A 19,483-nucleotide genomic window follows, 5' to 3' on the forward strand; every position below is an offset into this window, starting at 1 on the left:
GGTCCTTGTTGCTTGGTGTTCACTGCGGCAAGGTTTATCGCAAAATTCAGGACTATCTACAATTGACAGTCCGCATTTTGTTTGCAAAAGTCCGGATATGGTCGATCCACTATCCGAAGTCATAGGCCTGCTCAGGCCGCGCGCCGTATTCACCAAGGGCATCAGCGGTGCCGGGCGCTGGGGCGTCCGCTACGCGGATTTCGGCCATCCAAGCTTCGCCATGGTCATCGAGGGAGCTTGTCGGCTGGCGGTGGACGGCCAGCCGCCTTTGACGCTGGAAGCAGGCGATTTCGTCCTTTTGCCGACCACGCCTGGCTTCACCATGACGGGCTTCGAGCCGGTCATTCCGACGCTGATCGATCCCAACCTTGCCGCGGCGGCAACGGAAGAGCTGCGTCACGGCAAGCAGGACGGCCCCCCGGATCTGCGCATGCTTGGCGGCTATTTCCTGTTCGATGGCGAGGATTCCGGCCTGCTCGTTTCGCTGCTGCCCGGTCAGGTGCATGTCCGCGGCGTCGATCGGCTGTCGACCTTGGTCAAATTGCTTATCGAGGAGGCCTCTGGGCGGCATGCGGGGCGCGACCTGGTGCTCGCCCGGCTGGTGGAAATCCTGCTGGTAGAATCCCTGCGGCAGACGCAGGCGCCCGACGCGCCGGCCGGCCTGCTGCGCGGCTTGGGCGACGCGCGGCTTGCCGAGGCGATCCGCCGGATGCATGCCGATCCGGCGCGGCCGTGGACGATTGTCGAACTGGCGAAGGAGGCGGCGCTCTCGCGATCCGCCTTCTTCGACCGTTTCGTGCGCGGCGTCGGCGTGCCGCCGATGGAATATCTGCTCGCCTGGCGCATGGCGTTGGCGAAGGACCTGTTGCGCCGCGAGCAGGCGGACATCGCCGAGGTCGCCGCGCGAGTCGGTTATGGCTCCGCGAGCACGTTCAGCACCGCCTTCAGCCGTCATGTCGGCCAGCCACCCGGCCGTTATGCCCGGTCGGCGGCGCACTAGGTTCCGCATGTCGACTGCTCTCGCCGCCACGGCAGCGGGCTCGCGGCGGCCGGTTTGATCTACCTAACGCTGATCAGCGCCGTGCCGGCGATGGCCAGCAGCGCGCCGGCCCAGGCGGCCGCGGTCGGCCGCTGACCGCTGCGCAGCCACACCATCGGCAGGATGATGACCGGCGTCATCGAGGACAGCGTCGAGATGATGCCGGCATTGCCGGTGCGCAGCGCGGCCATCAGGCAGGACATGCCGAGCGAGGTGCCGACGAAGGCGGAAAGCACGGCGAGCCCGACCGTGCCGAACTGGACGGCCTCCCGCTTGCCCCTGCCGAACGGCGTCGCGGCGAGCGCGATGAACAGGATCACGGCTAGGCCCGAGCGCAGCGCCATGGCGCTGAACGGCTCGACGCCGGCGGCCATGGCCGGCCGCGCCAAAAGGGTGCCGATCGCCTGGCCGAATGCGGTCGTGACGCCGAGCACGATGCCAGGTCCCAGGCGCCCGGTGAGCGGCGGGCCGGGCGCCGTGCTGACCGGCACGGTGGAAGGGGTGACGACCGGCATCGCCGGCGCCAGGTCGCCGCGCTTGAGGAACCGCCGCGGCATGCCGATGGCAAGCACGATGCCGGCAAGCGCCAGCGCCACGCCCAGCGCCTGCCAGCGGCTGATGGTTTCGCCGAGCACGAGATAACCGAGTGCCAGGGCGAAAGGCGAGGTAAGCGAGAAGAGCAACGCCGTGATGCGCGGGCCGACCGAATAGATGGTGGCGAAATAGGTCGTGCTGGCAATGCTGATGCCGGCGAAGCCCGATCCGGCAAGCAGCCAGAACTCCCTTGGTCCGATCGTGTGCCAGCCGCCGATCGCCAACGACACCGAGCCGGTCATCACGAAGGTTGCGAGCATCTGCCAGCGGGCAAGCTGGAGCAGGGGAACGCGGCCCTTGAGCTCGCTCAGGAACATGGAGCTCAGCGCGCTGCACAAGGCGGCGGTGATGGCGAAGGCTTCGGGGGCGAACATGGCTGGCGGCTGCGAATCCGGGAACCGGACAATTGCCGATGCTTACGCCGGCGCGCAGTGCTCGGCTAGGCCGCGCGGGCGCGCGGCGTGCCGAAGATGGACCATGCGGCGGCGGCGAGCGCCGCTATCGTGGCAAGCAGCACGCAGAGGCTCGGCAGGTGGAAGACCATGTCGCGCCATCTCGGCTCGACGACGGCGCCGGTGCTGAAAGCCTCGCCGCTATACTGGCACAGGATCCACGACGCGCCGCTGCGCACCATGTCGGCGTCGATATCGGAGATCAGTGCTTTCGCGTTGCGTTCGGCTGAGGGCATCGTCGCCATATGGGTGAGCAGCGCCTTGGCGGTGGCGAGGTAGGCGTGGCTGCATTCGTTGAAGGGGCTCTCCTCGTCGCCGAGGCTGCCCGGCATCAGGCCCCAGAGGCAATAGGTGAATTGCAGATTGCCGTGATTGTAGAGCCGCCGGAAGGTCGGGTCGGTTGCGGTCTGGCGCTGGGCGAGCTCGAGGATCTCGCCGCGGTAGCGGGCGATCACGGCCATCTGGCCGTGTGTCAGGCTCGGGATCTGGATGCCGGGAGGAGGCGGGGCGAAGGATCCGCTATGCGCTTCGGCGGGTGCTCCCGCCGTCATGATCGAAAGGGCGGTCGCCAAAAAGAAAATGGCCGCCAGGGCAAGGAATCGTGGCGGCCGACGCATCGGATTTCAGGCGAAGCGGCGGGCAGGGCTGCGCTGGTCGCGCGCCGCGACCACGCGCTCGGCAACCGCGCCGAAGCCGAGCCCGACGACGGTCCATAGCACAAGCTGGATGCCGAGCGAGGCGACGCGGAACTGCCACAGCACCGTCGCCGAGAAGTTCTCCGGTACTTCGTTGATGTCGGGCAGGGCTGCCTTCACCAGCGCGAAGACCACGAGGAAGGCCAGCCCAGCCACGATCGAGGCGTTCCAGGCGCCGAGCCGGGTCCACAGCCGCTGCGCCAATCCAACCGCCGCCACCATCGCCGCGATCGAGACCACGATCATGATGAAGAACAGCTCGGTACGGTAGCCGATGGTCTCGGCATTGCCGACCGCGGGCGGATTCGCCGGATATTTGAGGCTGGGGACCACGATCACGGCCAGGAAGCCGAGCAGCGCGATGAGCGCCGAAGTGCCACGGGGGCCCAGCGAACCCAGACGGCCATAGGCATAGGCGAAGACCAGCGAGAACAGCCCGCCGAGGGCGGCGCCGTAGACCAGCACGCCGGTCGCGAGACCGATGCCGGCCTGCGTGACGCGGCTGACCATCTCGGGCTCCGGCGCCTCGCCGGTCGCCTGGGCCTGCTGTTCCTCGAAGGCGATCGCCTTGTCGACCTGCGGCTCGCCATAGACGCGGGCAAAGGCGAATGCCAGAATCCCCGCAACCAGCCCGACAAGCATGCCGCGCAGCAAAAGTTTTCCGACCATGTCGTTAACCCTCTAAGCAATTCCAGGAAAAGTGCGTAGCGGTTTTCCGTCCGGAATCGCGTTAGACCAGAATCGAAGCAAGTTCAGCGATGCTGAACCGCCTTAGTGGCAGGGGAAGCCGAGCAGGTGGCGGCCGTCATGCACGAATTCGTGCACATAGGTGCCGCGGATCAGCGACGTCGCGCCTTCTTCCGCCCCGACGAAATAGATCGCCAGCATCAACAGCAGGCCGGCGAAGATGGCCCAGGGCAGAAGCTCGCGAACCGGAATCGCAACCGGACCGTAGCTGGGGGCGAAGGTGGTGTCGGACATATTGACCTCCCGTGGGATACTGCGTCCCGTTGATCGAACAATGCTGCGGAATAAGGCCTGACTTTCGGCTGGTGCCGATCACAGTGGCGCGACCGTGCCGGACTCGCACCGGCTTCCAATCCCGTATAGCGCTAAAACACTTGTCAGCACTTCGTTCGCCTGTCAACGACATGTAATGGCCAACACGGCTTCGCGCGGCCGAAATTTCACTGGACCACGGAGTTTTGGGATGCTCGCCCGCCTTACGATGATCGCAAGCGGCGCGACGCAGTCCATGCGCAAGGGGCGCTTTCCGAGTGACGAGGGGCTGGAACTGCAAGCCATCGACCGCGCCGTTGCGCTGGCCGTTTCGCTGCGCCGCGCCGACCGCGTCTGGACGAGTCCGGCGCTTGCCGCGCGGCAGACGGCCGAGGCGCTCGGCCTCGAGGCGACGGTCGAGCCGCTGCTTGGTGAGCAGGACTTCGGGCGCTGGGCCGGCAAAGGCTTCGAGGAGGTGCAGGCAGAGGATCCGGAAGGCATGGCGGCCTGGTTCGCCGATGCGGACGCGGCGCCCCATGGCGGCGAATCGCTTGCCGCCGTCGCCCGGCGCGGCGCCGCGCTGATGGAGCGCCTCGCTTCCGAGAGCGGTCATACCATCGCGCTCACGCACGCCCTGCCGATCCGCGCGGCCATGGTGCATGTTCTGGGCGCGCCGCTTTCCTCGGTCTGGAAGATCGACATCGAGCCGCTGTCGCTCACCGAGTTCCGCGGCGACGGCCGCCGCTGGGTGCTGCATGCGAGCGGTGTCATCGTCTCTGGTTGAACCCTCTGGGCGTGAAAGATCCCGATGAACGCGGTCGGCCTATGAAGCTGCCGTTCCGCGTTTCAGTGATTGCTAACGGAACGGAAACGCCTCGCTGCTATGGTGCTGCCCGGTTGCGAGGAGAGCCTTGCCTGAGGAGCCCGTCGGATATGGCCAATTTTCCCGAGACCGAGCGCCGTCTTCATGCGCGCGAATTCGTGCTCAAGGAAGCCACGATCATCGCCGCCGGCGTTAGGATCGGCTGCTCGGTCAGAAATCAGCACGAGCAAGGTGCGGAATTGCGCATCGGCGCCGATGTGGAGATCCCAGACCGCTTCCTGCTCGAGGTCCCGGCCGACGATACGGCCTATCGCGCTTGGGTGCGGTGGCGGCGCAACGACCGCGTCGGCGTGGCGCTCTACAGCAACGCGCCGAAGGACTGATGCGCGGGCTCGCCGCTCAGCAATTTCTGATTTGATCCTGCCTAAGGCGACGTGCAACCTGGCATATCGGGAACGCAGCCGCCGCGAGCGCGTCCACTGCCGGACCAGCAGGGATTTGCGAATGAGCAGGACAGCCGTTTGGGTGGCGCTGCTCGCCATTTACCTGTTGCAGGCCGTGCTTCCCACCTCAACTCGCGCTCGATTTTAATGTGAGGATCAACTCCGCCCCTTCGCTTTCAGACTCCGCGCCGCTTGCTCGATCGCCGCGCGGTCGTTGCCCAGCCGGTCGAGCAGTTCCTGCGCCTCGTCGCCGGAAATGCCGGTGCGCATGGCAAGCGCCTCCACCGTGAGCACATCGGCGCTGTCGATCTCGCGCGTTTCGGGCAGAGCATCGTCCGCTGTCAGCGGCAGGGCCGCCTCGCGGTCGATCTCCAACTCGGCCTGTTGCCAGTGCCGTTCGTGATTGCCGAGGACGCCGCCCTCGCGTTGAAATATCTCATAGGCACGTTGCCTGATCTTCTCGGTCCGATCGTCGTCCATCGCCATTCCTCCTTGCGTGTCACAAGAACGCAGGACAGGGCGGAACGATCCGTGGCATCGCGAAGGTGATCGACCGGCGCTGTTCCAGGCGCGTCCGCTCAGGGCCCGTAGATGGCGGCCGGCTTGCCGAACATGCCGGGCTCCGGTTTCACGCCCAGCCCCGGCCGTTGCGGTACGGCGATGTGGCCTTGCTTGATGACGATCGGGTGCTTCGCGTCGAAATGGCCTTTGATGTATTCCTGCGCGATCCAGGCGCCTTCCATGCGGCGCGGCTCGACCGTGGCGGCCAGATGCACGCAGGCCGCCGCGATGATGTCGCCGCCCCAGGCGTCGTCGCAGCTGTGCGGCAGCGAGCGGATGGCGCAGAGATCGCGCACCGTCGTCATCTTGGTGAGGCCGCCAAGCCGCGTGACCTTGAAGCCGAAGCCGTCGGCGATGCCGAGCGAGATCGCGCGCAGCACGGCGTTCTGGTCCTCGGTGCTTTCGTCGAGATAGACCGGATGCGTGATGCGGCCCTTCAGGGTCGCGATCTCGTCCATCGTGTTGCAGGGCTGTTCGAAGACGAAGGGGATTTGCTGGCAGAGCCGGTCGAGGTGTATCGCGGCGGCGACCGTCAGGCCGCGGTTGCCGTCGACCGCTAGCCGAGCCTTGTAGCCGACCGCTTCCCAGACCTTGTGGACGACGGCCACGTCTTCTTCCAGGTTGCGCCCGCCGATCTTGACCTGCAGGCGCGGATAGCCTGCCTTCACTTTGTCGGCGGCGATCCGCGCCGTCTCGTCCGGCGCCCCGACGATCAGCGAATAGTAGGCCGGCACGCGGTCGGTCAGCGCGCCGCCCAAAAGCGTCGAGACCGGCACGCCGAGCTTTTGGCCGAGCAGGTCCAGGAACGCCATGTCGAATGCGGCCTTGGCGTAGCCGTGCCCGCTGAGCCGCTCGTCCATCTGTTTCGCCAGCAGCCTGATCGAGGCGACCTCCGAGCCGATCAGGCCCGGCGCGATTTCGGCGATCGCGGCGCGGGCGCCAAGCGCATGATGCGGCTGGTAGACCGGGCCGATCGGACAGGTCTCGCCCCAGCCGGCAAAACCATCATCGGTGACGATTTCGACCAGTGTGGAGTCGAGCGCCTCCACGTCGGCGCTCGCCATGCGGTAGACACCGCATTTGACTGGCAGCTGCACCGAATAGACGTTGATGCGGTCGATACGCATACGGGCTTCCCTCCGAAGGACACGTCGGTAACGGGGCCTTTGCAGGCCCCGCCTATTACATCCGCGCCCTGGCCGAGGTCGGGTCGTAAGGCGAATCCGCGATCACTTCGGCGGCCCTCCATTCGCCAAGGATCGCGACGTCGAGCTTCGTGCCGGGTTTGGAAAATAGTTCGGGCAGCAGCGCCAGCGCCACGTCATGCCCAAGCGCATAGCCATAGCCGCCCGACGTGATGCGCCCGACCAGCGCGCCGTCGCTGTAGAGTCCTTCATTGGCAAGCGTGCTTGCGCCGTCGGTGTTGATTTTCAGCGTCACCGACCGGCGCTGGTCGTTGCGCTCCTTGTATTTCAACACCGCCTCGCGCCCGACGAACTCGCCCTTGTCGAGGCGGATGAAGCGCTCCAGCCCGCTCTCCAGCGCGTTGAGCTCGGGATTCATGTCGCGGTACATGGCGCGATAGGATTTCTCGAGCCTGAGCGACTCCAGCGCGTGCAGCCCGACCAGCCGCATGCCGTGCTTCTCGCCTTGCTTCAGGATCGCGTCGAGCAATTGACGCTGATAGGGCAGGGGATGGTAGAGCTCCCAGCCCAACTCGCCTTCATAGTTGACGCGCAGCAGCCGCACGTCGCTGGCCAGAGCCACATTGCCGGTCTTGACGCCGAACCAGGGAAAATTTTCGTTTGAAAGGTCGATCTCGGTGAGCGGCTGCAGCACCTCGCGCGCCTTGGGTCCGACGACCGTGAAGCAGCCGCGATCGTTGGTGACGTTCTTCAGGCTCACGCTGCCATCGGCGGGGAGCAGCCTGGACAGATCGTCGAAGTTCCAGCGCTCGGCGCGCGGCGTCGAGATCAGGTAGAACAGGTCATCGCCGAGGCGCGCCACCATATATTCCGCCTGCACGCCGCCGTTGGCGGTAAGCTGATGCGCCAGCGTCACCTTGCCGACCGCCGGCAGGCGGTTGGCGATGATCCGGTCCAGCCAGGCGACCGCGCCTCGTCCCGACACTTCGAACTTGGTCATCGGAGTCATCTCGACCAGGCCGACGGCGTTGCGCACCGCCAGCACCTCCTCGCCGACGAGGTTGCCCTTCGGCGTCCAGCGCCAGCTAAACTGGTCCTTGGCCTCGACCCCGTCGCGCGCGAACCAGTTGGGCATCTCCCAGCCATTGAGCACGCCCCAGACGGCGCCGAGCTCGGTCAGCCTGTCATAGGAGGGCGCGGTCTTCTGCGGGCGGGCGGCGGGCATGTCCTGTCCGGGATATTTCTGCTCGGCATGCGTGCCCCAGGCCTCGCGCACTTTCTCGCGCGTCCATTCCTTGTTGGCATAGTCGCCGAAGCGGCGTGGGTCGAGGTCGGAGACATCGAGGCTGTTGCCGCCTTCGACGATCCGCTCCGACAGATAATAGCCGATCGTGCCGCCCCACAGGATGCCGCCGGGCACGCCCTCGGCCAGCCACACATTGGGCAGGCCCCAGGCCGGACCCATCAAGGGCAGCTCGTCCGCCGTCATCTGGAAGGGGCCGCGCACATTGGCCTTGATGCCGACGCGTCCGAGCGCCGGGACGAGCTGCAGCGCCTGTTCCCAGTTCCACGCCACCGCGTCGAAATCCTCTTCCAGCAGGTCGGCGCCGAACCAGGCGGGAACGCCATCCTCGGCGAAGAGCTTGAGGTGCTCGGTGCGCTCGTAAGGCCCGAACATCAGGCCGTCGCCTTCCTCGCGCAGATAGCCCTCAAAACCTTCGTCGCGCAGGATAGGCATTTCGGGCCGGCCAGCGCGTTTGCGCTCGACCACTTCCGGCACGGCTTCGGTGATCCAGTACTGGTGCAGGATCGGGATCGCCGGGATGTCGAGGCCGAGCAACGCGCCGGTCTGGCGCGCGTAATTGCCAGTGGCGCACACGACGTGCTCGCAGGTGATGTCGCCCTGGTTGGTCTCAACCACCCACTCGCCGCTGGCCGTCCGCTTGAAGCCGGTCACCTCGGTGTTGAGATAGACCTTGGCGCCGAGATCGCGCGCGCCCTTGGCCATGGCATGCGTCACGTCGGCCGGCGCGATATGGCCGTCGTCCGGATGATAGAGCGCGCCGAGCATTTGCTTGTTGTCGAGCAGCGGCCAGAGTTTTCGCGCCTCGTCGGGTGTCAGCAACTGCGCCCGCATGTTCTGCACCTCGGCGACGCTCATATAGCTTTTGTATTCGTCGAGCCGGTCCCTGGAATTGGCGATGCGCAGCTGCCCGCATTTGTGCCAGCCGACCGGCTGCCCGGTCTCGGCCTCGAGCCCTTCATAGATCTCGATGGTCTTGTTGATCATCCGCCCGACATTGATGTTGCGGGCGTAGGACGGGATCAGCCCGGCCGCATGCCATGTCGAGCCGGCGGTCAGTTGCGTACGCTCCAGCAGCGCGACGTCCGTCCAGCCGCGCTTCGCCAGCCCATAAAGGATACCGGCGCCGACGCATCCGCCGCCAACGATCACCACCCGCGTATGTGTCTGCATCAAACCACCGAAACCGTATCATTGTTGAACGAGCGCCGCCGAAGCTACAGGCGGGGAAAGCCCGTGTAACGTCTTCAAAAACTGGGGGTCATGATAAGCTGGATTTATGCAGCAGGTTACAACTCGGCGGCCTCGACCTGCCGGCATTTCATTGCGCCTGCCCGTCTTGCGCCGTCTCCTGCTCGAAGTCGACTTTGGTGCCGGGCTTGACCATGGCGGCGAGGTCTTCGGCATCCCAGTTGGTCAGCCGGATGCAGCCATGCGAGAAGGTCGTGCCGATCTTGCCCGGATCGGGCGTGCCGTGGATGCCGTAGCTTTCGATCGACAGATCGATCCAGACGATCCCGACCGGATTGTTCGGCCCCGCGGCGATGGTGAAGGGCCGCTTGCTCCTCACCCCCTTAAAGGCGAACTTCGGATTGTAATGATAGGCCGGATTGTGGACGACGCGCTTGACCTCCGCCGCGCCGCTCGGCGCCGGCTTTTCCTCGCTGCCGATCGAGGCGGGATAGACCGCGAGCGCCTTGCCTGACGCATCGAGCGCGCGCACCTGGCGCGCGCCCTTGTCGACCTCGACGCTGGCGACGGTCGCGGGAGGACCGCCGCGGCCGATATCAGGCACCACCAGCGTGGTGTCGGCCTTCCTGAAACCGGTTTTTGGATTGAGCAGCCTCAGCAATTGTTCGCTGACATGGAAGCGCTCCGCCAGTTTTTCCCGCGCGTTGCGATAGCCGAGCCGCTTCAGATGCGCCATCCGCTCCATGCGGGCGGGGATGCGCCTGGTGAACGGCCCGCGCACATCCTTGGCCGTGACCTCGTAGCTTATCAGCACCGGGCCGGCGAAAGTCGCCGCCAGCTTGTCCCAGGTATCCCGGGTGAGCTTGCCGTCGGAGGGCAGTCCGTTCGCCGCCTGGAAGGCCGCGACGGCCTTGGAAAAATTGTCGGAAAGGCGGCCGTCGATCAGACCGGGGGAGAAGCGGGCGCGATCGAGAAGGATCTGCGCTCTGAGCACCATCGGATCGACGCCCTTCGGCTCGCCCTCGCCGAATTGCGCCTGGTTGACAGCAGCGAGGTCGAGCTTGGCTGCCAACGTCCCGCCGCAAGCGAGCGCGAGCGCCAATGCAACGACAACAAGCAGCTTGACCATCGACGTCACTCCAGGATCGCGACAAGAGCCTGTCCCTATGACGCGGCACGGCCGATGTGGTTCCTGTCGCGGGGAGCCGCACGAAGGTCATCGCGAGTGTGCGCTTTCTCCCATATACATTTGAATTTTAAGCCGGAAACCAGTTTCCAGGAACGCAGAGAACTGGCATTATTGTGTCAGGGCCTGCGCATTTTTTCTCATTCCATGGCCCCTCGTCCTGGTAACCGGCGGCTCCCCAACGCCCCCGCCCATGCCGTCGGTTGCCCTGTCGGGCGCTTTCCGGTCTGAGCCCCATGGGCTCCGGCGGCAGCGGCTGGTCATCGGCTGGAATTGAGCTTCTGGATGCGCCCCTTATCCAGCCGGAATACGCCGTCCGTGCCGCCTTGGAGCTCGAAATCGGTTTGAAGCTCATCCCATGAGCCGAGATATTTGCCGCACTCAGCGCAATGGATCGCCGTTTCGGGTTGAGCATCGGCCGGAATTTGCAAACGGATGGTGCCGCAAAACGGGCATTCCAATTTGTGATCCAGATACTCGCCAGCCATGGTTGCGCAACATCGCGCAATCGGCACGTCTTCGCAAGGCTGGGATTTTGGCAAGCCTTTGCTTCAGCCCGGCCCGATCTCCTCAAACAGCCAATCGCGAAACGCCTTCACCTTGCGCTGGCGGATCGCCTCCGGCGGGTAGACGAGGTAAAAGCTGGAGACCGCTTTCAGCGCATGGTCGAACGGCCGCACCAGCCGGCCGGTGGCGAGGTCGGCCGAAACCAGCATGGTGCGGCCGAGCACCACGCCTTCGCCTTGCACGGCCGACTCCACCGCGAAGGTGGCGGAGTCGAAGGTGAGGCCGCTGTTCGGGTCGATGCCCGCGACGCCGGCGCTGGCCAGCCACGCCGCCCAGTCGATGCGGTAGCCGTCGCGGATCAGCGTGTGGTGCCTGAGGTCCTGCGGCGTCCTGAGTGGACGCGGCCCTTCCAGAAGCTTCGGGCTGCAGACCGGAAAGACCTCCTCGCCGGTGAGGAATTCCGACGTCAGCCCGTGATAGTGCCCGCCGCCATAACGGATAGCGACGTCGATGCCGTCGCCGCGGAAATTGGTCAGCTTGCCGGTGGTCGAGACGCGCACGTCGATGTCGCCATGCGCGCGGTGGAAACGATAGAGCCTCGGCACCAGCCACTTGCCGGCAAAGCCGTCCGAGGTGCTGACATTCAGCGTCGAACCCGAATGGCGCGAGGTCGCCGTCTGCGTCGCCAGCGCGAGCTGGTCGAGCGTCTCGCGCACGGCCAGCGCATAAGGCTCGCCGACCGGGGTGAGCCGCACCGAGCGCGTGGCGCGTTCGAAGAGCTGCACGCCGAGCTGCTCCTCCAGATGTTTTATTGCCCGGCTGACGGCGCCATGGGTGAGATTGAGCTCGTCCGCGGCCCTGGAAAAATTCAGGTGCCTGGCGGCAGCCTCGAAGGCCGGGAGGGCATTGAGCGGCGGCAGTCTGCGGGTCATGGCCAGATCGATTTGTGAGTGTTGGTAACAAATCCTTGCCAAACTTTGGTTTGTCCGTCGAGCTTTTTCCAGCCAAAAATCCTCACGGAATTTGTGATCAACACTCACTTCAGATCAAACCTGCGAGGACATCATGGCCACCGTTCACCCTTTCCTCTGGTTCAACCTGAACGCCGAAGTCGCGCGCGACTTCTATCTGTCCGTTTTCAGGAACGGTCGCGCGCTGCAGAGCATCGAGTTCACCGACAAGCCGCACGCGATCTTCGACTTCGAACTGGAAGGCCAGCGCTTTACCGCTTTGAATGCCGGCGGCGTGCCGCCCTTCAACGAGCGCATCTCGCTCTACATCGAGACCGAGGACCAGGCCGAGACCGACTATTTCTGGAACGCGCTGACCGCCGACGGCGGCTCGGAACAGCCCTGCGGCTGGCTGAAGGACAAATTCGGCGTCTACTGGCAGGTCATTCCCAGCGAAGCCCTGCGGCTGATGAACGACCCGGACCGCGAAAAGGCCGGCCGAGCGCGGCAGGCGATGTATTCGATGAAGAAGATCATCCTCGCCGACATCGCGGCCGCCCACGCCGGCCGCGCCTGAACATCCCACAATTGAAGAACGGAGAAGACCTATGGCCAGTCTCACGGGAAAGAAGCTCATTGTCGTCGGTGGCAGCTCCGGCATCGGTTTCGGCGTCGCGGCCGCGGCGCTGGAAAACGGCGCCGAAGTCGTGATCGTCGGCCGCTCGGTGCAAAAACTGAAGACCGCCGAGAAGCGGCTCGGCGGGGCAGGGCGCGTGACTGGCATCGCCGCCGACATGGCCAATGAGGCCGAGGTGTCCCGCTTGTTCGAGGCAGCCGGCACCTTCGATCATCTGGTGGCGACGGCCGGCACGCCACCGCCCAACTATCCGATCGGCGAGACCGACATGGATTTCGTACGCGGCTTCGTCGACGGCAAGCTGATCGGCGCGGTGATGCTGGCCAAGCATGCCGTGCGCACGCTGAACAAAGGCGGCTCGATGATCTTCACCTCCGGCATCAACAAGGACCGCCCGCCGGTCCCGGGCGGCTCGGTGGTCGCGGCGGTCGCCGGCTCTTTCAGCTATTTCGCCCGCGCGCTGGCGCTGGAGCTTGCGCCGATCCGCGTCAACATCGTCTCGCCCGGCTGGGTCGACACGGAGATGTGGGACGAGATCGTCGGCGAGGCTAAGGCAGGCTATTTCGAGCAGATGGGCGCGCGTATCCCGGCGGGAAAGATCGCCAAGCCCGCCGACATCGCACCCGCCTATCTCTATCTGATGCAGAACGAATTCGTGACCGGCGAGACCGTCCACATCGACGGCGGGCAGCGGCTGGTGTGAGCGGGCAGGGCCGGATCTCTGCTGAGGATCCGGCCTCATCCATCGCCGCCGCAAGGGCCGGGCGTCGCCTTCCGGACCTTCGCCGGGCAATGGCGTTTCCGGCCGAACGCTAATATACAAGACGCTCGAATGAGCAGCGCCTCCGCTTCGTCGAGGAATGCCATGCGAAGGGTCATCGTCACAGCCATGTGGATTGGCGCCGCGACAGGCGCCAACGCCCATGACTGGTACGAAAACAAGGTTGACCCGGTAACCAACTTCAAATGCTGCGGCGGCTCGGATTGCCGCCCCATACAGGAGTCTGCCGTGCAATCCAGGGCCGACGGTGGCTATGTCTATCTTCCCGATGGTTTCAACATCCCGCGAGAGCGCGTGCAGGAATCGCCGGACGGCCGCTACCATATCTGCGAGAACCATTACGTCATAACCAACCAGCCCTATCTGCGCTGCTTCTTCGCGCCGCGGCTCAAGGTCTCGCGGCTGCTCCCGCGCTGATCAAACGATCGCTCCTCGACTACGCTTAGGTCTGGTGATCGACATCAGCCGAATGCTCGGCCTGCGCGTATCCGAAATAGTCCATGATTTCCCGCGCTTCGCCGGCGTCGAAACGGCAAGCCACTTCCGTCGGCAGCCTGGATCGCCAGCCGCCCCTATAATCGGTGATCGGCTGGTTCACCTGGGCGTGCCGGCGAGCGGAATGCGCCGTGCGAACCGCCTTTTCCCGCCCCCATACAACAGGCTGCTTGTGATAGTTCAGAATGCCCGGATCGAAGGCCACGCCGATGAAGCGGCACAGCCGTTCGATGGAAAGCGCCGGCGATTCGATGAAGTCCTCATAGCGCCACAGGATGCTTTCGCCCTTTTCGACGCGCAGCATCGAGGCCTTGCTGTCGGCGATCCATCTTTGGAAAGCCTTGTCGAAATCGCCCTCGTAACGCTGTCCAAGCGAAGCCACGACATCCCTGCCGTCGCGCGTGACGACGATAAAGCGCGCGCCCGGGATCGTCTCGATGATCTGCCTTGTGTAGTGGATATGATTGGGAGTCTTTTCAACCCAGACGCTGCGGCGTGAAATGGCCGCCTGCAATAAGACCAGGCTTAGCTTGGTCCATCGCGCCCCGTTTGGCGAGACAAAAGCGCTTGTCTCGCGTCGAATGGCGAAAACATCCGGATGGCCAGCCAGTATCCGGGCGAGCAAGGTCGATCCCGTATGCCCACAACCGCAAATGAATATGGAAACCTTGGGCTTCGGAAGAAGCCGCACCACACCCCTATGCACGATTTTTTATTCTCCCCCGGAAATTTTAATGAACCTTCTTCTTCCGGAGATTGCAATAGGAAATGCTTATATGGGGGTCGGCGATGAACAGCTGATTGCCGCTGACGACAGTGATCCGGAGGGCGGGGGGCAAGCGCCGGACGTCCGGCTGGTCCAGTCGGCGGAAACGACCAGGACGTTCTGCCGTCAAACGCGGTGCCGAAGCGCCGCGACGATCACCGCCATCGCCGGCGAGAGCTGGCGCCGGCTTGGGTAGTAGAGGTGGTAGCCCGGAAAGGGCAGGCTCCAGTCGTCGAGAACGAGCCTCAGCCGGCCCTCGGCCACATGCTGGCTGACGAGGTCTTCCGGGACATAGGCTATGCCGTAGCCGGCGAGCGCGGCGTCGACCATGGGGATGGTCGTGTTGAAGGTAAGTTGGCCCTCCACCCGCACCCTGAGCTCACGGCCCTTTTTCTCGAACTCCCACGCATAGAGCCCGCCGAATGTCGTCTGCCGCAGGCAGATACAGTCATGCGCGACCAGGTCCTGCGGCGCTTTCGGGATGGGGCGGCGCGAAAAATAGTCCGGCGAAGCGACGGCCACCAGCCGCCAGTCGGCGCCGATGCGCACCGCGATCATGTCCTTGTCGACGTTCTCGCCGAGCCGCACGCCGGCGTCGAAGCGCTCCTCGACGATGTTGCGCATGCCGTTGTCGCTGTAGAGTTCGACGCGCAGGTCGGGATAGTCGCGCAGCATCGGCTGCAGCTTCGGCCAGACAACCATCCGCAGCGCATGGTCCGACAGCGTGATACGCACCGTGCCCGCGGGCCTGTCGCGGAAGGCGACCAGGCTCGACAGGTCGGACTCTATGCCTTCGAACCGCGGGACAAGCGACTGGTAGAGCCGCTCGCCTGCTTCCGTGGGCGCCACGCTCCGCGTCGTGCGGGTCAGCAGCCGCACGCCGAGCCGCGCCTCCAATTGCTTGATGGTATGGCTGAGCGTCGATTGCGACGTGCCGAGCTCTGCCGCCGCCCTGGTAAAGCTGCGCTCCCTGGCCACCGTCAGGAACCACAGCAAATCCTTCAGATCCTCGCGCTGCATGGGCACAATCCTGGCTCGGGCGCTCGTTCTAGCTCTGGCGGTTCGTGGCCACCACTCGTCAATTCATATCGAGAATGGATAAGTCCATGCAGATTGCAACGGCTAATGCGAATAGTGCCAGTGATCTATATAGCCGTCAGCGAAATGACTGGAGGGCCCGACGGCGGGTCGCGGCATATGGATACGACCTACGACAGCCAATTGGCGAAAGCCCAAGCGGTGAAAGCGCCCAGCGCCTGGGGAGCGGTGACATGCCTGTCGCTGCTCACCTTTGTGCTGGTGGCGTCGGAGTTCATGCCGGTCAGCCTGCTGACTCCGATCGCCGATGAACTCGCCATCTCGGAAGGGCAGGCCGGCCAGGCGATCTCCGTCTCGGGCTTCTTCGCGGTCCTTACCAGCCTGTTCGGCAGCGCGCTCTTGTCGCGGCTCGACCGGCGGACCGTCATTGTCCTCTACACGGCCATCCTCGTGGTCTCCGGCCTGGCGATCACCTTCGCGCCGAACTATCTCGTCTTCATGCTCGGCCGGGCCCTGATCGGCGTGTCGATCGGCGGCTTCTGGTCCTTGTCCACCGCTATCCTGGCCCGCCTCGTGCCTGGCTCCGACCTGCCCAGGGCAATTGCCATGCTACAGGGCGGAACGGCCTTTGCCACGGTGATCGCGGCGCCGCTCGGAAGTTTTCTCGGCGGACTGATCGGCTGGCGCGGCGCCTTCTTCATCGTCGTCCCGATTCGTCTGGCAGCTTGCCGTCCTGCCGAAAATGCCCGCGGGTGAGCAGGCTTCGGTCGGCAAAATGCTGGGCCTGCTCGGCAATCGCGTCTTCGCCATCGGCATGGCGGCCACCACGCTCGCCTTCATGGGCCAGTTTGCACTCTCCACCTATCTTCGCCCCTTCCTCGAAGGCGTCACCGGCCTGGAGGTGAATACGCTGTCGCTGGTGCTGCTTGGCCTCGGGCTCGCCGGCCTTGTCGGCGCGTCGCTCGTCGGCTTCATTCTTCGCACGCATCTTGGCGTGGTGCTGGTCGGCCTGCCGACGGTTTTGGCGATCATCGCGTTGCTGCTGATCGCGCTCGGCCCGTTCGCCATCGCGACCGCCGCCCTGCTGATCGCCTGGGGCCTGTTCACCACGCCGATTCCCGTCGCCTGGAACACCTGGATGGCCCGGGTGATCCCGCACGATCTCGAGGCGGGCGGCGGGCTGCAGGTCGCGCTGATCCAGTTCGCCATCACCTTCGGCGCGTTCGCGGGCGGGCTGCTGTTTGACGCGGCCGGCTGGTGGAGCCCATTCGCGCTCGGCGCCGTGCTGCTTCTCGGTTCGGCGCTGCTTGCCGCCGCGGCGACAGCGCGCGGGAGCAACCATCGATGACGCGACAACCGGTCAGCCGGCGAACGCTGCTCTACGCCGCGCTTGCAACCTGGCCGAGCCGCGGTCGGCCAACAGCCAACAGGGCTGGGATCCGGCCAACCGGGAGCCGACCGACATGAGGATCAGGATGACGTTCGATGGCCCGACCATGACCGCCGCGCTCCACGACAGTCCTGCGGCGCGGGACTTCTTCTCGATGCTGCCGCTCGACCTCAAGATCGAGGACTACGCACACAATGAGAAGATCGCTTACCTGCCGCGCAAGCTGACCGGGGAGGGCCGCGGTCCATTCGGCAACGAGCAGCCCCACGATCTCTGCTACTTCATGCCGTGGGGCAACCTGGCGATGTTCTACGCCGACTATCGCCATCCTGGGCTGATCAGGCTCGGCCGCTTCGACGAGGGCCAGGAGGGCTTGCACGGTCGCGGCGCTTTCCCGCTTCACATCGAACGCATTTGACGACGTAAAGGAGATCACCATGGACATTCTTCGCGCAGGCACCAGGCCTTCCGGCAAGGGCCCTTCCGACTGGTTCACCGGCACGGTGCGGATCGATCCGCTCTTCAACCCCTTCGACGCCGCGCGTGTGCAGGGCGCGCAGGTGACTTTCGAGCCCGGCGCCCGCACCGCCTGGCACACGCACCCGCTCGGGCAGACGCTGATCGTCGTCTCCGGCCTCGGCCGCGTGCAGCGCGAGGGCGGCCCCGTCGAGGAGATCCGGCCGGGTGACGTCGTCTGGTTCGCGCCTGGCGAAAAACACTGGCACGGCGCGTCCCCCGCAACCGCCATGACCCACATCGCCCTCCAGGAGGTCAAGGACGGCAAGGTCGTCGACTGGCTGGAACACGTCAGCGACGCCGATTACGGCGCCTGAGCTTCCTGCCCGACCCTGTCTGATTGAACGAAAGGAAAGCAAATGCTCGCAACCGTTCTTCACAAGCCCGGCGACATCCGCTGCGAGGAAGTCGCCGATCCGAAAATCCTGCGCCCGACGGACGCCATCATCAAGCTCTCGGCCAGTTGCATCTGCGGCTCGGACCTGTGGCCCTATCGCGGGCTGCAGCCGGTCGACGGCCCGCAGCACATGGGTCATGAGTATTGCGGCATCGTGGTCGACGTCGGCAGCGAGGTGCGCAATGTCCGTCCCGGCCAGTTCGTCGTCGGCTCCTTCTGCCTCTCCGACAACACCTGCCCGCATTGCCGTTTCGGCTTCCAGTCGTCCTGCGAGCAGCGCGAGTTCATGAGCGGCGCCCAGGCGCCTTATGCCCGCGTGCCGCTGGCCGACGGGACGCTGGTGGCGACTCCCGAGGTTCCGCCGGCCGAACTGGTACCGGATCTTTTGGCCGTCTCCGATGTGCTCGGCACCGGCTGGTACGCGGCCGATGCGGCCGAGGTCCGCGAAGGATCGACGGTGGTTGTCGTCGGCGACGGCGCTGTCGGCCTCATGGGCGTGCTGGCGGCCAAGGAGATGGGCGCCGAGCGCATCATCGCCATGAGCCGCCACGCGAGCCGCCAGAAGCTGGCTCGCGAGTTCGGCGCCACCGACATCGTGGCCGGGCGTGGCGAGGAAGGCATTGCGCGCATCAAAGAGCTTACCAGGGGCATCGGCGCGGATTCGGTGCTGGAATGCGTCGGCACGGGAGAATCCTTCGACCAGGCGCTGGCCTGCTCGCGGCCCGGCGGCACCATCGGCTATGTCGGCGTGCCGCATGGCGTGAGCTTCGACGGCCAGCGCCTGTTCTTCGGCCAGAAGCGCATGTTGGGCGGGCCGGCGCCGGTGCGCCGCTTCCTGCCCGACCTGATGGGGCGCGTGCTGCAAGGCCGCATCAAGCCCGGCAAGGTCTTCGACCTCAAGCTGCCGCTGGCCGAGGTGGCGGAAGGCTACCGCGCGATGGACGAGCGCCGCGCCGTCAAGGTCATGCTCGAGGTCTAGGTTTCGCCGGCAGGTGGCCGCGAGCCCTCGGCAGTCGGGCCGAGGACCCGCGCATGTCAGTGCCGGGGCACTTCGGCCCACAGTTTGGTGGCAAAGCCGCGCTTGTCGAGCACCCATGGCTGGCCGGTGATCACCGCCTTGCCAGCCGCGCATTTGTAGGCATAGACGGCGTCGTGTCCCGTCGCGAAAGCCGGCACGACGTCGCCATTCGGGTTGGTCCTGCAGAACTCGTCCGCGCCGGGATTGTCGCGCGCGGCGTTCATCTTCGCGCAGGGCAGGTTGGCGCCGACGAAGCAGGCCAGCAGCTTGCCGTTCATGCAGCGATAGTTGGCTTGCGTCGCAAGCTCCGATTCCTGCGGCGCGCTCTTGGCCTCCGGAAACAGCTTCTTGAACGCCTTGACGGTGCCGGCGTGAAGCGCGTGCGAATAGGGGCGGACCGTGTCGTCATTCTTCACCTGGCGGCAGAGCTTGTGGAGATCCTGCGCAGGCGCCGCCGTGGCGTTGCCGGCAGCAGCGGCGGTAAAGGCAAGTGTCGATGCAAAAAGGCCGATTGCCGAAAGACGAAACGCAGCCATTGTGACCTCCTCGGACTGGCC

Annotated in this window: 21 protein-coding genes, 2 pseudogenes and 1 riboswitch; of the genes and pseudogenes, 10 read left to right on the top strand and 13 right to left on the bottom strand. The window is 65.2% G+C overall.

Features of this window, described 5'->3' with window-relative positions:
* The first annotated feature begins 97 nt into the window (after window positions 1-97).
* Window positions 98-1,000 (top strand): AraC family transcriptional regulator, encoded by a 903-nt coding sequence (locus tag FJ957_RS12065; protein WP_140831579.1) that lies wholly within the window; start codon window positions 98-100, stop codon window positions 998-1,000.
* Window positions 1,001-1,059: 59 nt separating this feature from the next.
* On the opposite strand, the gene FJ957_RS12070 is transcribed toward FJ957_RS12065, so the two are convergent.
* From FJ957_RS12070 to FJ957_RS12085, 4 genes are all read right to left on the bottom strand, one after another.
* A complete protein-coding gene (locus FJ957_RS12070; RefSeq protein ID WP_140831581.1) occupies window positions 1,060-2,007 on the bottom strand; it encodes a DMT family transporter in 948 nt (315 codons plus the stop codon).
* A 65-nt stretch (window positions 2,008-2,072) separates the two neighbouring features.
* Complete coding sequence (locus FJ957_RS12075) at window positions 2,073-2,657, bottom strand: hypothetical protein (RefSeq protein WP_140831583.1); 585 nt, start codon at window positions 2,655-2,657, stop codon at window positions 2,073-2,075.
* A 51-nt stretch (window positions 2,658-2,708) separates the two neighbouring features.
* Window positions 2,709-3,449 (bottom strand): CbtA family protein, encoded by a 741-nt coding sequence (locus FJ957_RS12080; protein ID WP_140831585.1) that lies wholly within the window; start codon window positions 3,447-3,449, stop codon window positions 2,709-2,711.
* 102 nt (window positions 3,450-3,551) lie between these two features.
* Window positions 3,552-3,761: a CbtB domain-containing protein gene (locus FJ957_RS12085; RefSeq protein ID WP_140658443.1), complete on the bottom strand. Its 210-nt coding sequence runs from the start codon at window positions 3,759-3,761 to the stop codon at window positions 3,552-3,554.
* Window positions 3,762-3,905, bottom strand: a riboswitch (adenosylcobalamin (AdoCbl) riboswitch).
* Window positions 3,906-3,990: 85 nt separating this feature from the next.
* On the opposite strand from FJ957_RS12085, the gene FJ957_RS12090 reads away from it, so the two are divergent.
* Entirely contained in the window at window positions 3,991-4,563 is a 573-nt protein-coding gene (locus FJ957_RS12090; RefSeq protein ID WP_140831586.1) for a histidine phosphatase family protein, read from the top strand.
* A gap of 149 nt (window positions 4,564-4,712) precedes the next feature.
* Entirely contained in the window at window positions 4,713-4,985 is a 273-nt protein-coding gene (locus FJ957_RS12095) for a PilZ domain-containing protein (protein WP_140831588.1), read from the top strand.
* Between the two features lie 216 nt (window positions 4,986-5,201).
* On the opposite strand, the gene FJ957_RS12100 is transcribed toward FJ957_RS12095, so the two are convergent.
* The 6 genes from FJ957_RS12100 to FJ957_RS12125 all read right to left on the bottom strand — a co-directional run bounded on the left by FJ957_RS12100 (window position 5,202) and on the right by FJ957_RS12125 (window position 11,870).
* Window positions 5,202-5,525 (bottom strand): DUF2934 domain-containing protein, encoded by a 324-nt coding sequence (locus tag FJ957_RS12100; RefSeq protein WP_140831898.1) that lies wholly within the window; start codon window positions 5,523-5,525, stop codon window positions 5,202-5,204.
* Between the two features lie 98 nt (window positions 5,526-5,623).
* On the bottom strand, window positions 5,624-6,733 hold the full coding sequence (locus FJ957_RS12105; protein ID WP_140831590.1) for a mandelate racemase/muconate lactonizing enzyme family protein: 1,110 nt from the start codon (window positions 6,731-6,733) through the stop codon (window positions 5,624-5,626).
* A 55-nt stretch (window positions 6,734-6,788) separates the two neighbouring features.
* Entirely contained in the window at window positions 6,789-9,227 is a 2,439-nt protein-coding gene (locus FJ957_RS12110) for an FAD-dependent oxidoreductase (protein WP_140831592.1), read from the bottom strand.
* 148 nt (window positions 9,228-9,375) lie between these two features.
* Window positions 9,376-10,374 carry a L,D-transpeptidase gene (locus FJ957_RS12115; RefSeq protein WP_140831594.1) on the bottom strand — a complete coding sequence of 333 codons (999 nt, stop codon included), beginning with the start codon at window positions 10,372-10,374 and terminating at the stop codon, window positions 9,376-9,378.
* A gap of 317 nt (window positions 10,375-10,691) precedes the next feature.
* Complete coding sequence (locus FJ957_RS12120; protein ID WP_140541733.1) at window positions 10,692-10,919, bottom strand: hypothetical protein; 228 nt, start codon at window positions 10,917-10,919, stop codon at window positions 10,692-10,694.
* Window positions 10,920-10,982: 63 nt separating this feature from the next.
* Window positions 10,983-11,870 (bottom strand): transcriptional regulator GcvA, encoded by an 888-nt coding sequence (locus tag FJ957_RS12125; protein ID WP_140831595.1) that lies wholly within the window; start codon window positions 11,868-11,870, stop codon window positions 10,983-10,985.
* A 133-nt stretch (window positions 11,871-12,003) separates the two neighbouring features.
* Here FJ957_RS12125 and FJ957_RS12130 point away from each other — a divergent pair, with 133 nt between their 5' ends.
* From FJ957_RS12130 to FJ957_RS12140, 3 genes are all read left to right on the top strand, one after another.
* The gene (locus tag FJ957_RS12130; protein ID WP_140831597.1) at window positions 12,004-12,465 is read left to right on the top strand and encodes a VOC family protein; all 462 of its coding nucleotides are present in this window, start codon (window positions 12,004-12,006) and stop codon (window positions 12,463-12,465) included.
* Between the two features lie 31 nt (window positions 12,466-12,496).
* A complete protein-coding gene (locus FJ957_RS12135) occupies window positions 12,497-13,228 on the top strand; it encodes an SDR family oxidoreductase (RefSeq protein ID WP_140831599.1) in 732 nt (243 codons plus the stop codon).
* Window positions 13,229-13,534: 306 nt separating this feature from the next.
* Entirely contained in the window at window positions 13,535-13,723 is a 189-nt protein-coding gene (locus FJ957_RS12140) for a hypothetical protein (RefSeq protein ID WP_140831601.1), read from the top strand.
* Window positions 13,724-13,748: 25 nt separating this feature from the next.
* Here FJ957_RS12140 and FJ957_RS12145 read toward each other — a convergent pair whose 3' ends face one another.
* Together FJ957_RS12145 and FJ957_RS12150 are read right to left on the bottom strand one after the other, a co-directional pair.
* Window positions 13,749-14,507, bottom strand: a complete 759-nt coding sequence (locus FJ957_RS12145) for a sulfotransferase (protein ID WP_348639755.1) — start codon at window positions 14,505-14,507, stop codon at window positions 13,749-13,751.
* Window positions 14,508-14,693: 186 nt separating this feature from the next.
* A complete protein-coding gene (locus FJ957_RS12150) occupies window positions 14,694-15,587 on the bottom strand; it encodes a LysR family transcriptional regulator (RefSeq protein WP_140831604.1) in 894 nt (297 codons plus the stop codon).
* A gap of 177 nt (window positions 15,588-15,764) precedes the next feature.
* Here FJ957_RS12150 and FJ957_RS12155 point away from each other — a divergent pair.
* From FJ957_RS12155 to FJ957_RS12170, 4 genes and pseudogenes are all read left to right on the top strand, one after another.
* Window positions 15,765-16,953 (top strand): annotated as a pseudogene (locus FJ957_RS12155) (MFS transporter).
* Window positions 16,950-17,413: pseudogene (locus FJ957_RS12160) on the top strand (cyclophilin-like fold protein). Before FJ957_RS12155 ends, FJ957_RS12160 begins: the two co-directional pseudogenes overlap by 4 nt.
* Before the next feature lie 19 nt (window positions 17,414-17,432).
* A complete protein-coding gene (locus tag FJ957_RS12165; protein ID WP_140831605.1) occupies window positions 17,433-17,828 on the top strand; it encodes a cupin domain-containing protein in 396 nt (131 codons plus the stop codon).
* A 42-nt stretch (window positions 17,829-17,870) separates the two neighbouring features.
* Window positions 17,871-18,887, top strand: a complete 1,017-nt coding sequence (locus FJ957_RS12170; RefSeq protein WP_140831607.1) for a zinc-dependent alcohol dehydrogenase family protein — start codon at window positions 17,871-17,873, stop codon at window positions 18,885-18,887.
* 56 nt (window positions 18,888-18,943) lie between these two features.
* Here the strand turns inward: FJ957_RS12170 and FJ957_RS12175 are convergent, their stop codons facing one another.
* Complete coding sequence (locus FJ957_RS12175; protein WP_140831608.1) at window positions 18,944-19,462, bottom strand: hypothetical protein; 519 nt, start codon at window positions 19,460-19,462, stop codon at window positions 18,944-18,946.
* Between the last annotated feature and the right edge of the window lie 21 nt (window positions 19,463-19,483).

Source organism: Mesorhizobium sp. B2-4-6 (genome assembly GCF_006442775.1).
GTDB lineage: Bacteria > Pseudomonadota > Alphaproteobacteria > Rhizobiales > Rhizobiaceae > Mesorhizobium.